General features: G+C 58.5%; 9 protein-coding genes and 1 pseudogene. 9 read left to right on the forward strand and 1 reads right to left on the reverse strand.

Features of this window, described 5'->3' with window-relative positions; all coding sequences use genetic code 11:
- The first annotated feature begins 58 nt into the window (after positions 1–58).
- From B5X78_RS13160 to B5X78_RS13195, 7 genes and pseudogenes are all read left to right on the forward strand, one after another.
- Complete coding sequence (locus tag B5X78_RS13160; protein WP_079724976.1) at positions 59–1096, forward strand: type IV pilus twitching motility protein PilT; 1038 nt, start codon at positions 59–61, stop codon at positions 1094–1096.
- Positions 1097–1189: 93 nt separating this feature from the next.
- Positions 1190–2320 (forward strand): PilT/PilU family type 4a pilus ATPase, encoded by a 1131-nt coding sequence (locus B5X78_RS13165; protein ID WP_079724977.1) that lies wholly within the window; start codon positions 1190–1192, stop codon positions 2318–2320.
- Between the two features lie 528 nt (positions 2321–2848).
- Positions 2849–6856: an RHS repeat-associated core domain-containing protein gene (locus B5X78_RS13170; RefSeq protein ID WP_217698676.1), complete on the forward strand. Its 4008-nt coding sequence runs from the start codon at positions 2849–2851 to the stop codon at positions 6854–6856.
- On the forward strand, positions 6834–7163 hold the full coding sequence (locus B5X78_RS13175) for a DUF4288 domain-containing protein (RefSeq protein ID WP_079724979.1): 330 nt from the start codon (positions 6834–6836) through the stop codon (positions 7161–7163). The genes B5X78_RS13170 and B5X78_RS13175 overlap by 23 nt, the downstream gene beginning before the upstream one ends.
- Before the next feature lie 158 nt (positions 7164–7321).
- Positions 7322–7540, forward strand: a pseudogene (locus B5X78_RS13180) (hypothetical protein); the annotation flags it as partial.
- Between the two features lie 422 nt (positions 7541–7962).
- A complete protein-coding gene (locus B5X78_RS13185) occupies positions 7963–12633 on the forward strand; it encodes an RHS repeat-associated core domain-containing protein (protein ID WP_229730726.1) in 4671 nt (1556 codons plus the stop codon).
- Positions 12634–13120: 487 nt separating this feature from the next.
- Positions 13121–13960: an NAD-dependent protein deacetylase gene (locus tag B5X78_RS13195; RefSeq protein ID WP_079724981.1), complete on the forward strand. Its 840-nt coding sequence runs from the start codon at positions 13121–13123 to the stop codon at positions 13958–13960.
- A gap of 92 nt (positions 13961–14052) precedes the next feature.
- On the opposite strand, the gene B5X78_RS13200 is transcribed toward B5X78_RS13195, so the two are convergent.
- Positions 14053–14610 carry a DNA-3-methyladenine glycosylase I gene (locus B5X78_RS13200; protein WP_079724982.1) on the reverse strand — a complete coding sequence of 186 codons (558 nt, stop codon included), beginning with the start codon at positions 14608–14610 and terminating at the stop codon, positions 14053–14055.
- 36 nt (positions 14611–14646) lie between these two features.
- Here B5X78_RS13200 and B5X78_RS13205 point away from each other — a divergent pair, with 36 nt between their 5' ends.
- Positions 14647–15210: a YqgE/AlgH family protein gene (locus B5X78_RS13205; RefSeq protein ID WP_079724983.1), complete on the forward strand. Its 564-nt coding sequence runs from the start codon at positions 14647–14649 to the stop codon at positions 15208–15210.
- A gap of 67 nt (positions 15211–15277) precedes the next feature.
- On the forward strand, positions 15278–15730 hold the full coding sequence (gene ruvX, locus B5X78_RS13210) for a Holliday junction resolvase RuvX (RefSeq protein ID WP_079724984.1): 453 nt from the start codon (positions 15278–15280) through the stop codon (positions 15728–15730).
- Positions 15731–15796 lie beyond the last annotated feature (66 nt).

A 15796-nucleotide genomic window follows, 5' to 3' on the forward strand; every position in this document is an offset into this window, starting at 1 on the left:
TACTGCCCTTCGGGGAAGTATCGTTCCAGTTCGCGGCACATTAGGGGAAGGCAAGCGTATGGATATCGCCGAGCTGTTGGCGTTTTCGGTCAAGAACAAAGCATCGGACCTGCACCTGTCGGCAGGCCTGCCGCCGATGATTCGCGTGGACGGCGACGTGCGCCGCATCAACATCCCGGCGCTGGACCACAAGCAGGTCCATGCCCTGGTGTACGACATCATGTCGGACAAGCAGCGCCGCGATTACGAAGAATTCCTGGAAGTGGACTTCTCCTTCGAGATTCCCAGCCTGGCCCGCTTCCGCGTCAACGCCTTCAACCAGAACCGCGGCGCCGGCGCCGTGTTCCGCACCATTCCCTCCGACGTGCTGACCCTGGAAGACCTGGGCTGCCCGCCGCTGTTCCGTGAGCTGATCCAGCAGCCGCAGGGTCTGATCCTGGTGACCGGTCCCACCGGCTCAGGCAAGTCGACCACGCTGGCGGCAATGGTCGATCACGTCAACAAGAACGAGTACGCGCACATCCTGACGGTCGAGGACCCGATCGAATTCGTGCACACCTCGCAGAAGTGCCTGATCAACCAGCGCGAAGTGCACCGTGACACCCATGGCTTCAACGAAGCCCTGCGCTCGGCGCTGCGTGAGGATCCCGATTACATCCTGGTCGGCGAATTGCGTGACCTGGAAACCATCCGCCTGGCACTGACCGCCGCGGAAACCGGTCACCTGGTGTTCGCCACCCTGCATACCAGCTCGGCGGCCAAGACCATCGACCGCATCATCGACGTGTTCCCGGCCGGCGAAAAGCCGATGGTTCGTTCGATGCTGTCCGAGTCGCTGCGCGCGGTCATCTCGCAGGCGCTGCTGAAGAAGGTCGGCGGCGGTCGTACTGCGGCGTGGGAAATCATGGTCGGCACCCCGGCCATCCGCAACCTGATCCGCGAAGACAAGGTGGCGCAGATGTACTCGTCCATCCAGACCGGTCAGCAGTACGGCATGATGACCCTCGACCAGCATCTGCAGGACCTGGTCAAGCGCAGCCTGGTCACGCGCCAGCAGGCCAAGGAATACGCCCGCGAGAAGCGTTTGTTCGAGTGAGGCAAGGAACCGGTAACCGTTAGCCGGTAGCCGGTCCTTTCATCGAGTCTTTTCCGGCTAACGGCTATCAGCACACGGCTTCCGGAGTTTCCTATGAGCAGCATCGATTTCACCTCCTTCCTCAAGCTGATGGCGCACCAGAAGGCGTCGGATCTGTTCATCACCGCCGGCATGCCGCCGTCGATCAAGGTGCACGGCAAGATCTCGCCGATCACCCAGACCCCGCTGACGCCGCAGCAGTCGCGCGACCTGGTGCTGAACGTGATGACGCCGGCGCAGCGCGAGGAATTCGAAAAAACGCACGAGTGCAACTTCGCCATCGGCGTGGCCGGCGTGGGCCGCTTCCGTGTCAGCTGCTTCTACCAGCGCAACCAGGTCGGCATGGTGCTGCGTCGCATCGAGACGCGCATTCCGACCATCGAAGAACTCAACCTGCCGCCAATCATCAAGACGCTGGCGATGACCAAGCGCGGCATCATCATCTTCGTCGGCGCCACCGGTACGGGTAAGTCCACCTCGCTGGCCTCGATGATTGGCTACCGCAACCAGAACTCCACTGGCCACATCATCACCATCGAAGACCCGATTGAATTCGTGCACAAACACGAGGGCTGCATCATCACCCAGCGCGAAGTCGGCATCGACACCGACAGCTGGGACGCCGCGCTGAAGAACACTCTGCGCCAGGCGCCGGACGTGATCATGATTGGCGAAGTGCGCACCCGCGAAGGCATGGACCACGCCATCGCCTTCGCCGAAACCGGCCACCTGGTGCTGTGTACGTTGCACGCCAACAACGCCAACCAGGCGATGGACCGCATCATCAACTTCTTCCCCGAAGATCGCCGCACCCAGCTGTTGATGGACATGTCCCTCAATATCAAGGGCGTGGTGGCCCAGCAGCTGATTCCCACCCCCGACGGCAAGGGTCGCCGCGTAGCGATGGAGATCCTGCTCGGCACCCCGCTGGTGCAGGACTACATCCGCGACGGCGAAATCCACAAGCTCAAGGAACTGATGAAGGAGTCCACCAACCTGGGCATGAAGACCTTCGACCAGAGCCTGTTCGAGCTGTACCAGGCCGGCGAGATCTCGTACGAAGATGCGCTGCGCTATGCCGACTCGCAGAACGAGGTGCGCTTGCGGATCAAGCTGTCGCAGGGTGGTGATGCACGGACCTTGGCGCAGGGGTTGGATGGGGTTGAGGTGGCGGAAGTGCGCTGAGGCGCTGACACTGCAGAATGACGACAAGAGCCCGCAGAGATGCGGGCTCTTTTATTGGAGAAGATCCTTCGTTCTAGCTTGCTATTTGCAGGTGGCAAGAAGCAGAAGAAACCGAGGTATATTTAACTTGAAGTGATGCTCGACTGTTCAATCTCAAGGAAGGATTTAATGAAACGGAAGCTTGGGCGGAGTGCTGCAGATTGCGTCGTGGCGGATTGGGCAAAGGCGCTAAATCCAGCTGGTTTCAGGTTGGTCCTAGCGGCACTGCTTGTGTTCCTTAGTGCGCCGCTGGGAGCATTCCCCACATATGCAGACCAAGGCGAAGCGTTCGCAGCATGCATGGCGAAAGCACATATTCAAAAACCCTCTGGTTCATCTGTTGCGGATTGTAAATTCCAGGAGCCGGGATACCGCCTCTATTGGCGCGGACCGTCCGGGTGGGGCAATACGATTGGAAACTCGGAGAACTGGCATACATACCCTTCAAACAACAAATGTTCGGCCCGAACCGGTGGTCCGACTCAAGCGATGTCCAGCGAGAGTTTGAGCTGTGATCGAGGATGTGAGTATGCCGCTGGACAAGGAGGACTTCCCGAACAAACGGGAAGAACATGCCATGCACTGCCCACGTTTCCTGACCCATTCAAGAACACATGCTGCACTGGGGATGCGGCGGTAACCGCAGGAAACCCTGTCAACTTCAATACCGGAGCAAAGATAGCGACTGCCGTCGATTTCACTGCCGGGAGTGGGCGCCTTGAATTTTCGCGCATCCATTCCAGCGGGTGGCGGGTGACGCTGCTGACGGAGATGGGTAGCACGTGGCAGCACACCTATATGCGGAAAATCGCCACGGTCGACTCCGACACTGTCAAGGTAATGCGGCATTCGGGAGAGGTGTACGTGTTCCGCAAGTACGGCGGCGCGTGGATGAGAGATCCGGATGTCCCCTACACGTTGGAGGAAATGACGTCGGGTGGCGTACTCTCAGGATGGGTGCTTCGAGCTCCGGACGATTCGGATGAATTCTTCGATGCCGATGGCAAGCTGATTGCCGTTGACTGGGGCGACGGTGACTCCTTGGCGTTGGAGTACACGGGAGGCCAGTTGACCAAAGTGGTAGATGCCCATGGTCGAGCATTGCTGCTCGGATACACCAATGGCGTCGTCACAAGCGTGGCCACGCCGGATGGATCCACATTGGTGTACACCTACGACACCGCGATGCGCATTACCAAAGTGGAGATCAATGACGGAGTCTCCACAAGTCAGATTGCGCGCTATTCTTACACCAGCGCCTCCTATACCAAGGCATTGACTCAGCGATGGGATGAGAACAATGCCATCTATGGGACTTGGACCTACGGCAGCAATGGACGCGTGAGTCGAAGTGTTCACGGGAATCCTGCGGGAAAAATCGATGAGCTGACCTTCACCTATGGCACCGGAACAGCGACCGTGACGGACGCTCTGGGTGCACAAACTACCATTGGATCGACCGTCATCTATGGGCGAGCCAGGTCGACGGGTGCCGACAAAATCTGTCCATCCTGCAACGGCAAGGTATTCGCTGCCCAAACGCTCGATGTCAACGGCTATGCAGACACTCAAGTCGACTTCAATGGCGTATTGGCAGACCTCGACTTCAACCCGAGAGGACTGCTCGTAAAGCGGGTGGATTCCGCCAACGAGCCGGATTTCAAGCGAACAACTGAAACGGCGTGGCACTCAATGTTTCGCAAGCCAGTCCAGAGAGACGTTCGTGACGCCTCCGGTGGCCTGCTGACCCGACAGACATTCACCTACAACAGTCGGGGACAGTCGCTGCATTCAACGCGCTGGGATGCCAACCTAACTAATGGACGTGCCCAGACGACTGCCTACTGCGAACCTGCGGATATCGCCGCGAACCTGTGTCCGCTGGAAGGCCTAGTACGGGCAGTAGATGGCCCCCTGCCGGGCATCGTGGATCGGACCAACTTTGAATACTACCCTGCGGACGAAGCCAGCTGTGCCTCCGCTCCTTCGACCTGCCCTTATCGGAAAGGCGACCTGTGGAAGGTGACCAATCCCTTAGGGCACCTCGTTGAAACTTTGAAGTACGACGGTGCGGGTCGGGTCTTGTCGAGCAGGGACGCAAATGGTGTCGTCACCGACCGCCAATATCATGCGCGTGGCTGGCTGACCGCCGTCAAAGTGCGCGGCACCGACGATGCGGTCGAAACCGACGATGCCATCACTCGAATTGAGTACTGGCCCACCGGTCTGGTCAAGCGAGTCACGCAGCCGGATGGTGCATACACGCAGTTCACCTATGACCAGGCTCATCGGCTCACCGACGTCACCGACAACGGCGGAAACTTCATCCACTACACGCTGGACTTCAACGGAAATCGCATCAAGGAGGACACCAAGAACAGCAGCGGCGTCCTCAAACGTACGTTGAGTCGGGTCTTCAACCAACTGGGACAGTTGACCACGCTGGCAGATGCACAGGCCAATCCGACGGACTTCACCTATGACGCAAACGGCCACAGCAACACCGTGACCGATGCGCTCAGCCGGGTCACTGATAGCGACTATGACCCACTGAACCGGCTGTCGCGGACTCTGCAAGATGTCGGGGGCATCGAGGCAGAGACCAAGCTTGCCTACGGTCCGTTGGACAACCTGACCAAGGTGACGGACCCGAAAGGACTGGACACCATCTACACCTACAATGGTTTGGGTGATCTGACTCAGCTGAGTAGTCCAGATACGGGCGTTACGACATACACGTATGACGCCGCAGGCAACCGCGCCACGCAGACCGATGCTCGCGGCATCGCCTCCACCTATTCGTATGATGCCTTGGGCAGGATCTCGGCTATTTCCTATCCAACTTCGTCATTGAACGTGGGCTACGTCTACGACACCACACAGGCGGCGTGCATCGCTGGCGAGACTTACTCCATTGGGCGCACGACCCGGATGGATGATGCCAGTGGCAACACCCAGTACTGCTACAACCGATTAGGCCAGCTGGTCCGCAAGGTTCAGACCACCAATGGCATTCCCTTCACCGTGCGCTACGCGTGGGACAAGGCAGGTCAGCTGATTGGCATGGTCTACCCGGATGGCAGCGAAGTCGACTACACCCGCAACGCATTGGGCCAAATTACGGCCATGGGCATCACCCGACCGGGCCAGGCGCGAGAAGTGCTGGTTAGCCAAGTGACCTACCTGCCTTTTGGACCAACAGCCGGCTGGACCTTTGGCAATGGACGAGTCATGACCCGTTCGTACGATCAGGATTACCGACCCACCGCCATTCTCGATTCCGCGCCAGGCGGACTGTCGCTTGGATTTGGCTATGACGTCGTAGGCAACTTGACCAAGTTGGGTACAGTCGCGGGCATTACCTCTCCGGCCATCACGTTTGGTTACGACACATTGGGCCGGCTGACGCGTTCCGAAGATGGCCCTACCGCCGTGGCAATCGACGCCTATAGCTATGACGCCACTGGCAACCGTCTTTCGCATAGCACTGCGACCGGAACTTCCGCCTATACCTATCCGTCCGGCAATCACCACCTGACCTATGTAGGTGGCACGGCGCGCGGCTACGATGCGGTGGGCAACACCACCAACATTGGCAGCGGACGCGAGTTCGTCTACAGCGACGCCAATCGCCTGAGCCAGGTGAAGAACGGTGGCACGGTCGCGATGAACTACACGTACAACGGCCGGGGAGAACAGGTACGCCGTCACCTTGGCAGCACCAACAGTTACACCATATATGACGAATCTGGCCACTGGCTGGGAGACTACGACAGCAGCGGTGTAGCGCTGCAGCAAGCGTTGTGGATGGATGAGCTACCGGTAGGACTGATCGCCAATGGTGGACAGTTGCATTACATCGAGCCGGACCACCTGGGTTCACCAAGGGTTGTCATAGAAGTGGCGCGAAATGTGGCCGTATGGAGGTGGGATTTGAAGGGAGAAGCATTTGGCGCGACAACGGCTGAGGAGGATGTGGACGGTGATAGCGTGCCGCTTGTGTTGGATATGCGATTCCCTGGGCAGCGTTATGACCGTCATTCCGCGCTGAATCAAAACTACTTTCGAGACTACGAACCTTCAACCGCCCGATACATTCAAAGCGACCCAATTGGGCTTATCGCTGGGACTTCAACATACACATACATAGAAAGTAACCCGCTGATCAACTACGACCTGCTGGGGCTGGCCGGCGGAATGGACTCGCCGAATGCGACACTGAGATCGGCGATCGCGAGAGGCGACGTTAGGCAACTGGAAGCGATCATGGAATCCCTCGCGCCAGCGGAGCAACAATTGGCCAAAGAAGCAATTCGGAAGTTCAATTCACGTGCCGCAGACTGGATTTCAAGAGAATGCAGAGGTTCTATCAATCGTGAATTTCCGAGCCAGTTCCGCGACAAGACTCTCAAGGAAATACTTGAGCTTTCAAAATCTGGCGATTCAATGGCAAAAAAAGCATGGAAACTCCTCAATGACTCAAGATTCAGAAAATAACTTCTACATTGCTTTCATACTTAGTCGTTCAACGAGAGACAACTCGGAGCCTGGCTTGTGGGAAGAGTGCGTTGCGGTAGTAGAGGCTTCCTCAGAAGATGAGGCGACGAGAGTCGCGGCCGCTTTTGGTCGAGAACGCCAGACATCATTCACTTCCATTGACGGAACATTGATTGCATGGGAATTCCATTCGGTGACGCAGGTTTCCATGCTCGAGATCCCTCTCAAGAATGGGTATGAAATTAGTAGTCGTCACTTGCGCAATGATGAGGCTGTCAGTTTGCTGAGGCCAATCGATGATGATTGATGGGCGAGATGAGGAAAGGCAGCGCCATTTTATTGGGTATGTATGCAGGTCTGACGGATCGCGCTTGGCACCATGGATTTTCTTTTCTGATTCGCGTGCGTGACGGCGACTTGGAATTATTCATAGTGCGTCCGATAGCGCCTCTGGTCGAACGAGAGTTGCGTGTATGGCTGGCACAGAGCGCTCATCCCTTCGTCCTCACCGGCGCCGGCATCAGCACCGCCTCCGGCATCCTCGACCACCGCGACACTAACGGCCAGAGGAAGCGCATGCCGCCGGTCACATATCAGGCCTTCGTCGGTGACCCGTTGACCAACGCGCGCTACTGGGCGCGCAGCGTAATCGGCTATCCGTGCATGGCGCAGTCGCTGCCCAATGCGCGCATCGCGGAAGAGCGGTAGCCACCTACGCATCTGGAGAAAGACAAAAGCCCGCAGTGATGCGGGACTTTTGTTTGTCGCCGTCTCGACGAACAGCGGTGCCGCTTGATTAGCCGCTACTCGGCTTTGGGACGCAGGTCAAAGTTGCGCCAGCCAACTTGACCTAGCCTCAGCCAAGTCGAGAACCGCACAGCCGGCTCGCCGACGCAGGGGACACTCCAGGATGGGGGAATCGCATGCTTGAAGGATCGTGGCAAACCGCAACGAACGCCGTTCCAGGCAATTGCCTTCTCCAGGCGCGCAGCATCGCGCGCGACCCATCGCACCCGCCGTAACGTCACCAGCCACCGCGGGCCAACGCGCCTGCTGTCCGTCTACAACCCGCTCATCTGAAACAGAGACCTGCGCAAGGAGCATTTATGGGATCTCGCACGCTGGCTGCCCTTGCGGGCATGGCTTTGTTCTTGATCAGCTTCTCCAGTTGGGCGGGAGATGAGGTGTGCCTGGAAAATGGTGGGACGAAAAGCTGCGCTCGACCGAGCGAAGATTGGACGGCAGCTGTATGCGTCGAACAGATGAGCCACTTCGCGATTGACAGTGCAATGTGTCGACTGCTCGGTGGCGTGTATCAGGGTGGAAATTCGAATCCCGCTTGCATCGGCGGCGAACCATTCATCACGAAAGAGACCGCTGCCGAGCTGGCAGATGAATACTTCGCAGAAAGATACAGCTGTCCCTACACATCAAAATCAGATACGGGTTGGGGCGCCTCGCTGCCTGCCAGCTATTTCTGCTATGCCGGACCCTCTACATACAGGTACGGACAGCTCAAGGAGGAGTTTCGCAAGTTCACGTTCTCCGGCAAGGCAAGGAATTTCGACGGGACATGCTCGCTTGATACAACTGTCTCGCTGATTACAACCAATGTCCGTGACGTCATGTGCGCGCCAGGAGCTGTTTCGTTGTACGGCGCAAACAATACGTGGCTGGATTGCTTCAACGAGCATGACAAGACGTGTCCCATCAACAACCCGGTGATGCCGGGCGATGGCATGCATGTGAAAAGCGAAGTCGACTTTCAGGCTCCGGGAAGCCCACTTCGATTCGTTCGGACATTCGCACCGGCAAATGGATCCGTACCGCGCGTTTCGACGGCAAGCAGTCCGATGACCGTTGGAAAGTACTGGTACTTCAACTATGGGATGAGAGTCGACAAAGTAGTGAACTCCGATTACGTCGCGGCCATAGCTACTCGGGATGATGGTTCACGAGTGTACTTTGATCCAAGCGGCAATCCGCTTCAGAGATCCGATGGGGAATTCATTCGCTACGAAGAACTGCCGGACGGAAGCATGGTTATTACGCAAGGCGCGGACACCGAGCGGTACACGTCCGACGGAAAACTAGGCCGCATCGACTACGCTTCAGGCCAGTACGTCCAGCTCACTTACGACGACCCAAACAGGAGGATCGATGCGCAGGACCAGAATGGACGGACGCTATCGATCCATTACTGGAGGGCGAGGGTTCCGAGCCATATCGTGATGCCCGATGGCGGAACAATCACGTACGGCTATGACAGCGTCAAGCGGACACTGAACAAGGTGAAGTTTGCAGATGGCGCATCCCGTACGTTCAACACGACATTCACCGGCAATGGCCGTTTCGACGTTTATGACGAACTTGGAGTCCTCTATTCGACCCATCTTTACACACACCAGACTTTGGGAGCCCGCATAAGCAGTTCCAACCTTGCTTCCGGACTCTCGGGAGGGCAAGTCGGACGACAGATATACACCTACACTCAAGGCAGCAACGGAGCCTCCAGCCTCGCCGTCACCGGCCCCCTCGGGCAGGCAGTGACCAGGAACTACCAAACCAAAGGCAACACCAAGAAGCTGGTTTCGCAGACCCAACTATGCGCCACTTGTGGCGGCTCGACCGCCAGCAAGACCTACGATGCCAACGGCTATGTCGACGTCGAGACGGACTTCAAGGGCAGCACCACCGACTACACGATAGACAGTGCCGGTCGGGAGCTTTCCCGCATTGAAGCGGCCAACGACACCACCGGCCAGAAGCGAACCATCGAAACAGACTGGCACGCCACGCTGAAGTTGCCCCTGGAGCGGCGTACCCGGGACGCAACGGGCCTGCTCAAGGCTCGTACGGTATGGACCTATAACGCGCGGGGCCAGGTGCTGACACTGTCGGCAGTGGATACCCTCACCGGTGCGCAGCGCACGCAGTCCTACGCCTACTGTGAGGCATCCGATGTGTTGGCCAACACGTGCCCGCTGGTTGGCTTGCTGCTGTCAGCGGATGGTCCGCTTGCAGGGACGGTCGACAGGTCAACGTATCACTACTACGCGGCCGACGATGCTTCGTGCGCGACTACGCCGACCACCTGCCCTCACCGCAAGGGCGACCTGTGGAAGGTCACCAACGCACTCGGCCAGACCATGGAGACCCTGCGGTATGACGGCGCCGGTCGGACGCTTTCAGTCAAAGACCCCAACGGCGTGGTGACGGATCAGGAGTACCACGCGAGAGGTTGGCGGACAGCAACCAAGGTTCGCGGCGCCGATGACAACGTCGAGACCGATGACGTCATATCACGGGTGGAGTACTGGCCGACGGGTCTGGTCAAGCGGGTTACCCAGCCCGATGGTTCCTATACCCAGTTCACCTACGACCAGGCGCACCGGCTGACGGACGTGACGGATGCTGCGGGAAACTACATCCACTACGTGCAGGACTTTGCAGGCAACCGCATATCCGAGCAGACCAAGGACAGTGGTGGAAACCTGAAACGCAGTTTGAGCCGAGTGTTCAATCAGCGCAGCCAACTGCTCACCCAGGCAGACGCACAAGCCAATCCCACCGACTTCACCTACGATGCCAACGGCAACACGAAGACCATCACCGACGCGCTGGATCGAGTCACGGATCAGAGCTACGACCCACTGAACCGGTTAGCGCGCACGTTGCAGGACATGGGCGGAATCGCGGCGGAAACGCGCTTCGCCTATGACGCGCTGGACAACCTGGTCAAGGTCACCGACCCCAAGGGTTTGGATACAACCTACTCATACAACAGCTTGGGTGATCTGACTCAACTAAGTAGTCCAGATACTGGCGTCACGACATACACCTACGATGCAGCTGGTAACCGGTCCACACAAACCGATGCGCGAAACGTCACCTCCGTATACGCTTACGACGGGCTGGGGCGAATTACCGGAGTCAGCTACCCGACCACATCGCTCAATGTTGGCTATGTCCATGATCTGACGCAGGGTGTGTGCGCGACGGGCGAGACTTATTCCGTAGGCCGCTTGACCCGCATGAATGACGCCAGTGGCAATACACAGTATTGCTACAACCGGTTTGGCTACCTTGCCAGAAAGGTACAGACCACCAACGGCATCGCATTCACCGTTCGCTATCTTTGGAACGCGGCCGGCCAGATGCTTGGCATGGTGTATCCAGATGGAAGCGAGGTTGATTACAGCCGCAATGCCTTAGGGCAGTTAGTTGGGATTGGCATAACTCGGCCAGGTCAGGCGCGCGAGGTCCTGCTTAATCAGGTGACGTACCTACCGTTCGGTCCAACTTCGGGATGGATCTACGGCGATGGGCGGGTCATGACGCGTTCGTATGACCAGAACTACCGGCCCACTGCCATCTTGGATGCTTCACCCGGCGGTCTGTCGCTTGGGTTTGGTTACGACGCAGTCGGCAACTTGACCAAGCTCGGTACGGCTATGGGCATTTCAACTCCAGATATGGTGTATGGCTACGACGCTCTAGATCGGCTGACTCGGACAGCAGATGGTCCGACTAATGTAGCCATTGACTCTTACAGTTACGATAAAACCGGCAATCGACTGTCTCATGCGACAGCTGCTGGAACAGCACTTTACGCGTACTCGCCAACCAGTCACCGTTTGGAATCGGTGGAAGGAGTTACGAGAACTTTCGATTCAGCAGGAAACACTTTGGCGATTGGAAGTCGGACCTTCGTGTACAGCGCTGCGAATAGGATGAGCGAAGTTCGGAACGAAGGGAATGTAGTGATGAGCTACGCCTACAACGGGCGGGGCGAGCAAGTGCTTCGGCAGTCGGGAGGTGAAAACTTCATTACCATCTACGATGAGCTGGGGCATTGGTTGGGCGATTACAGTCAACTCGGAACGCCAGTGCAGCAAGTAGTCTGGAATGATAATTTTCCAATCGGTTTGCTTGCCAACGGAGGGAGGTTGCACTACGTCGAACCTGACCACCTTGGAACCCCTAGGGTAGTAATCGAGTCGGCGCGTGATATCGCTGTCTGGACGTGGGACATTCACGGCGAGGTGTTTGGTGAGTCATCGCCGAAAGAAGACCAAGATGGAGATCTTCTCCCATTAGTTTTTAACCTGCGATTCCCTGGGCAGCGATATGACGCCGCAGCGGGGCTAAACTCCAACTACTTTCGGAATTATGAGCCTGGCAGTGGGCGCTACATGGAGAGTGATTCAATGGGGATGGCTGCCGGCGTAAATACCTACAGTTACGCTTCGTCCACCCCCTTTGTATTGGTGGATCCTTACGGCATGAGTGGCACCTGTCCTGCATCACCTTCGTACAAACCTAGCTTTTGGAATGACGGTGGGCACATACAGGGTACAAACAACTGCTACAGCTATGCTGCGGATAGACCTGAAAACCCGGCTAGCCAATTGCCACGACCTTTTCCCTACCTTCCTCAACCAGGAGAGTGGAGTGGACGACCATTCGAGAGCCTAACTTGCCGTTCAATAATTCGAGCAGCGGTTAGCGACGGCATGACGAAGCCAGACTCCAAGGGCAATTGTCCATCGTGCACACACAAGGTGTACCTTGTCGTTGCTCCTGAAGTTGACTACCACTGGTACAGACAAGATGGAGACGGGACATGGTCACACAAGCCTGGCCTAATGCCGGTGAGCAACCTTGACGCCTCGGGAAAAGTAATCACCAATCCTGCTGCTGCGAACAGCAATTACGCCCCGAATGGCCCCAACTATTCCAAAAAGTGTGGTGTGCTATGCGCTTTGAATCGGTGATTTTCGCCCTGGCGATGGGTGCCTCTATGAATGCATGCGCTGGACAAGGAGCTATCAACTCAAATCTTACTCAGTCAGACATTGATAGCCTGGAGACGCCTACTTTCACAAAGCAAGAACTTTCGTCGGGAAGTGACGAATTCCTTGTTGTCACAAGAAACTACGGGTCTGGCTTAGAGCTTCGAGATGCATATGTTTACCGACGTGGGGCAGGCGGGCAGTGGGACATGATTGCTTTCCGGAGGACGAACTCATCGCGCGTAGAAGGTAGTCTTTCGGCCAATCGATTGACGCTCACGGCGAAATCGGGAAAGGTCGTCCTGGAAGTTCCAATCGAACCTTCCGGATTCAAGTTTGATCCAATGGAACGGTAGTTGGGTTTGAATCATTTCGTCGCCCTTGTGTTGTTTGTTCTGTTGAGCGTCGATATGCCGGATTGGGAGATTGGGCAGTGTGTTCAAAAGCAGCATCTCCAGTCCCAGAAACAATGGGATGTTGCAAGCTCATCGATGCACAGGACTCGCATTCCGTGGCATTGCTTCGGGCCTGGCTGACTTCACAAGCTCATCCCTTCATCCTCACCGGCGCCGGCATCAGCACCGCCTCCGGCATCCCCGACTACCGCGACACTGACGGCCAGTGGAAGCGTACGCCGCCAGTCACGTATCAGGCCTTTGTCGGTGACCCACTGACCAACGCCCGCTACTGGGCGCGCAGTTTCATCGGCTATCCGCGGATGGCGCAGTCGCAGCCCAATGCCGCGCACCATGCGCTCGCGCGCTGGCAGCGGGAGGGCAGGTTATCCACCTTGCTGACGCAGAACGTGGATGGCTTGCACGAGCGTGCCGGCAGTCGCGATGTCATCGACTTGCATGGGCGTATTGATCAGGTGACCTGTCTGCACTGCCAAACCCTGTCTGCCCGAAGCGAGTTGCAGGTCCGCCTGCACGAAGCCAATCCGGAGTGGCATGACCTTGAGGCGGCCACGGCGCCGGATGGTGATGCGGATTTGGAAGGGCAGGACTTCAGTCGCTTCCAGGTGCCGGTGTGCTTGGACTGCGGCGGGATGCTGAAGCCTGATGTGGTGTTCTTTGGGGAGAACGTGCCGCGGGCGCGTTATGAAGCGGCGCGGGAGGCTTTGCTGGCTTCGGACGCGCTGTTGGTGGTTGGGTCTTCGCTGATGGTGTATTCCGGGTATCGGTTTGCGCGGATGGCGCATGAGGCGGGGTTGCCGATTGCGATACTTAATCGGGGGCGGACGCGTGCAGACGAATTGGCAAGCCTGAAAGTGGTAGCTGATTGTGTGGAGGTTTTGGCGGGGATCTGATGGAACTGGGCTTCGTCTGCCCCCATCCCAACCTTCCCCCGCAAGCGGGAGAAGGGGCAGATTGCGGACTTCTTTGCGTTTCGCGCGAGGTATCAGCGCTTCGCCTTGCCCTTGGCTTTCTCCATCCACGGCGGCGACTTCTTCGCCGCCTTCGCATACGCCGGACAACTCTCGCGGTGCGCGCCGGGCAGATAGCCCAGGCTCATCAGGAACTCGCCGGTGATCTCGCCGCCGGTAAACCGGAACGTCTGCTTGAACAGCTTCACCCAGCCGGCCTTGTCGCGCGGATGGTTCGCCTGCAGCCATTCGTGGAATCCACCATGGCTCTTGCGCAGCCCCTGGATCACCTGCGCATTGTGGATGGCGGCATCCACTTTCAGCCGGTTGCGGATGATCCCCTCGTCGGCCAGCAGCCGTGCGCGGTCGTTGTCGCCGTAGGCGGCCACCTGGTCCACGTCGAAGCCGCTGTAGGCGCGGCGGAAGTCCTCGCGCTTGCGCAGCACGGTCTCCCAGCTCAGGCCGGCCTGGTTGATTTCCAGCAGCAGGCGCTCGAACAGCACGGCTTCCTCGCGCTGCGGGAAACCGTATTCGCGGTCATGGTAGGGCCCATGCAAAGGGTGACCGGGGGCAAAGTCGCAATATCCACTCATGTAATCAGGTTAACGCGAGCGGGCTATGATGTGGCCATGTCCCCCGACTCGTTCCTCGCCAACCAGCTGCTGATTGCCGCACCGGCACTGGATGACCCCAACTTCTCCCGCGCCGTGACCCTGGTCTGCCAGCACGACGGTGAGGGCGCGATGGGCGTGGTCATCAACCGCCGCTCCGAATACACGCTGGGCGAGGTGCTGGAGCAGATGCAGCTGAAGACCGGCGACGCCGGCCTGCGCGAACAGATCGTGCTCAGCGGCGGGCCAGTGCATCCGGAACGCGGCTTCGTGCTGCATGACGACGCGCGCGAGTGGGAATCCACCCTGCGCGTGGCCGACGGCCTGTACCTGACCACCTCGCGCGACATCCTGGAAGCCATGGCCGCCGGCATCGGTCCCGAACACGCCATCGTCACCCTGGGCTGTGCAGGCTGGGGCGCGGGACAGCTGGAATACGAACTGGGTGAGAACACCTGGCTGACCGCGCCGTCCGATGCGACGGTGCTGTTTGAATTGCCGCTGGAGCAACGTTGGCAGGCGGCGGCAGGGTTGATTGGGGTCGATATGACGCGCTTGACGGACTACAGCGGACACGCATGAAACGCGGATTCCCCCGTTCCGGCGCCAGGGCGGTTGCCTGGTTCCGGCCGCGTTTCGGGAGCAGAGCATGAAACTGGATGGCACGGTACTGGGCTTCGATGTCGGCGCGCGGCGCATTGGCGTGGCGGTAGGCAGCGCCTTCGGCAGTGGCGCGCGGGCCTTGGCGGTGGTGGATGTGCATGCGCACGGGCCGGACTGGCCGGCCATCGACAAGCTGCATGCGGAATGGAAACCGGACGGCCTGGTGGTCGGGGATCCCATGACCCTGGATGGCGGTGATCAACCCATCCGCAAACGCGCGCAGGCCTTCGCCCGCGAGCTGCATGCGCGCTACCAGCTGCCGGTGGTGCTGATTGACGAGCGCGCCAGTTCCATCGAGGCCGCCCAGCGCTTTGCCCTGGACCGTGCCGAAGGGCGCAAGCGCAAGCGCGATGCGGTCGCGCTGGACGCGGTAGCCGCGGCGGTCATCATCGAGCGCTGGCTGGCCGCGCCGCAGGACGCCACCCAGGTCACCCTCTAGGAGGGGCTTGCGCCCCGACCCTCGGCAAACTGTCCGAAAGCGGGCTCAGGATTTATCCTGTGCAGG

Source organism: Pseudoxanthomonas indica, assembly GCF_900167565.1.
GTDB classification, from domain to species: domain Bacteria; phylum Pseudomonadota; class Gammaproteobacteria; order Xanthomonadales; family Xanthomonadaceae; genus Pseudoxanthomonas_A; species Pseudoxanthomonas_A indica.

Coding starts and splice junctions, on each gene's coding strand:
- B5X78_RS13160 (WP_079724976.1), top strand. CDS start 59: ATGGATATCGCCGAGCTGTTGGCGTTTTCGGTCAAGAACAAAGCATCG.
- B5X78_RS13165 (WP_079724977.1), top strand. CDS start 1,190: ATGAGCAGCATCGATTTCACCTCCTTCCTCAAGCTGATGGCGCACCAG.
- B5X78_RS13170 (WP_217698676.1), top strand. CDS start 2,849: ATGTCCAGCGAGAGTTTGAGCTGTGATCGAGGATGTGAGTATGCCGCT.
- B5X78_RS13175 (WP_079724979.1), top strand. CDS start 6,834: ATGACTCAAGATTCAGAAAATAACTTCTACATTGCTTTCATACTTAGT.
- B5X78_RS13185 (WP_229730726.1), top strand. CDS start 7,963: ATGGGATCTCGCACGCTGGCTGCCCTTGCGGGCATGGCTTTGTTCTTG.
- B5X78_RS13195 (WP_079724981.1), top strand. CDS start 13,121: ATGGGATGTTGCAAGCTCATCGATGCACAGGACTCGCATTCCGTGGCA.
- B5X78_RS13200 (WP_079724982.1), bottom strand. CDS start 14,610: ATGAGTGGATATTGCGACTTTGCCCCCGGTCACCCTTTGCATGGGCCC.
- B5X78_RS13205 (WP_079724983.1), top strand. CDS start 14,647: ATGTCCCCCGACTCGTTCCTCGCCAACCAGCTGCTGATTGCCGCACCG.
- ruvX (WP_079724984.1), top strand. CDS start 15,278: ATGAAACTGGATGGCACGGTACTGGGCTTCGATGTCGGCGCGCGGCGC.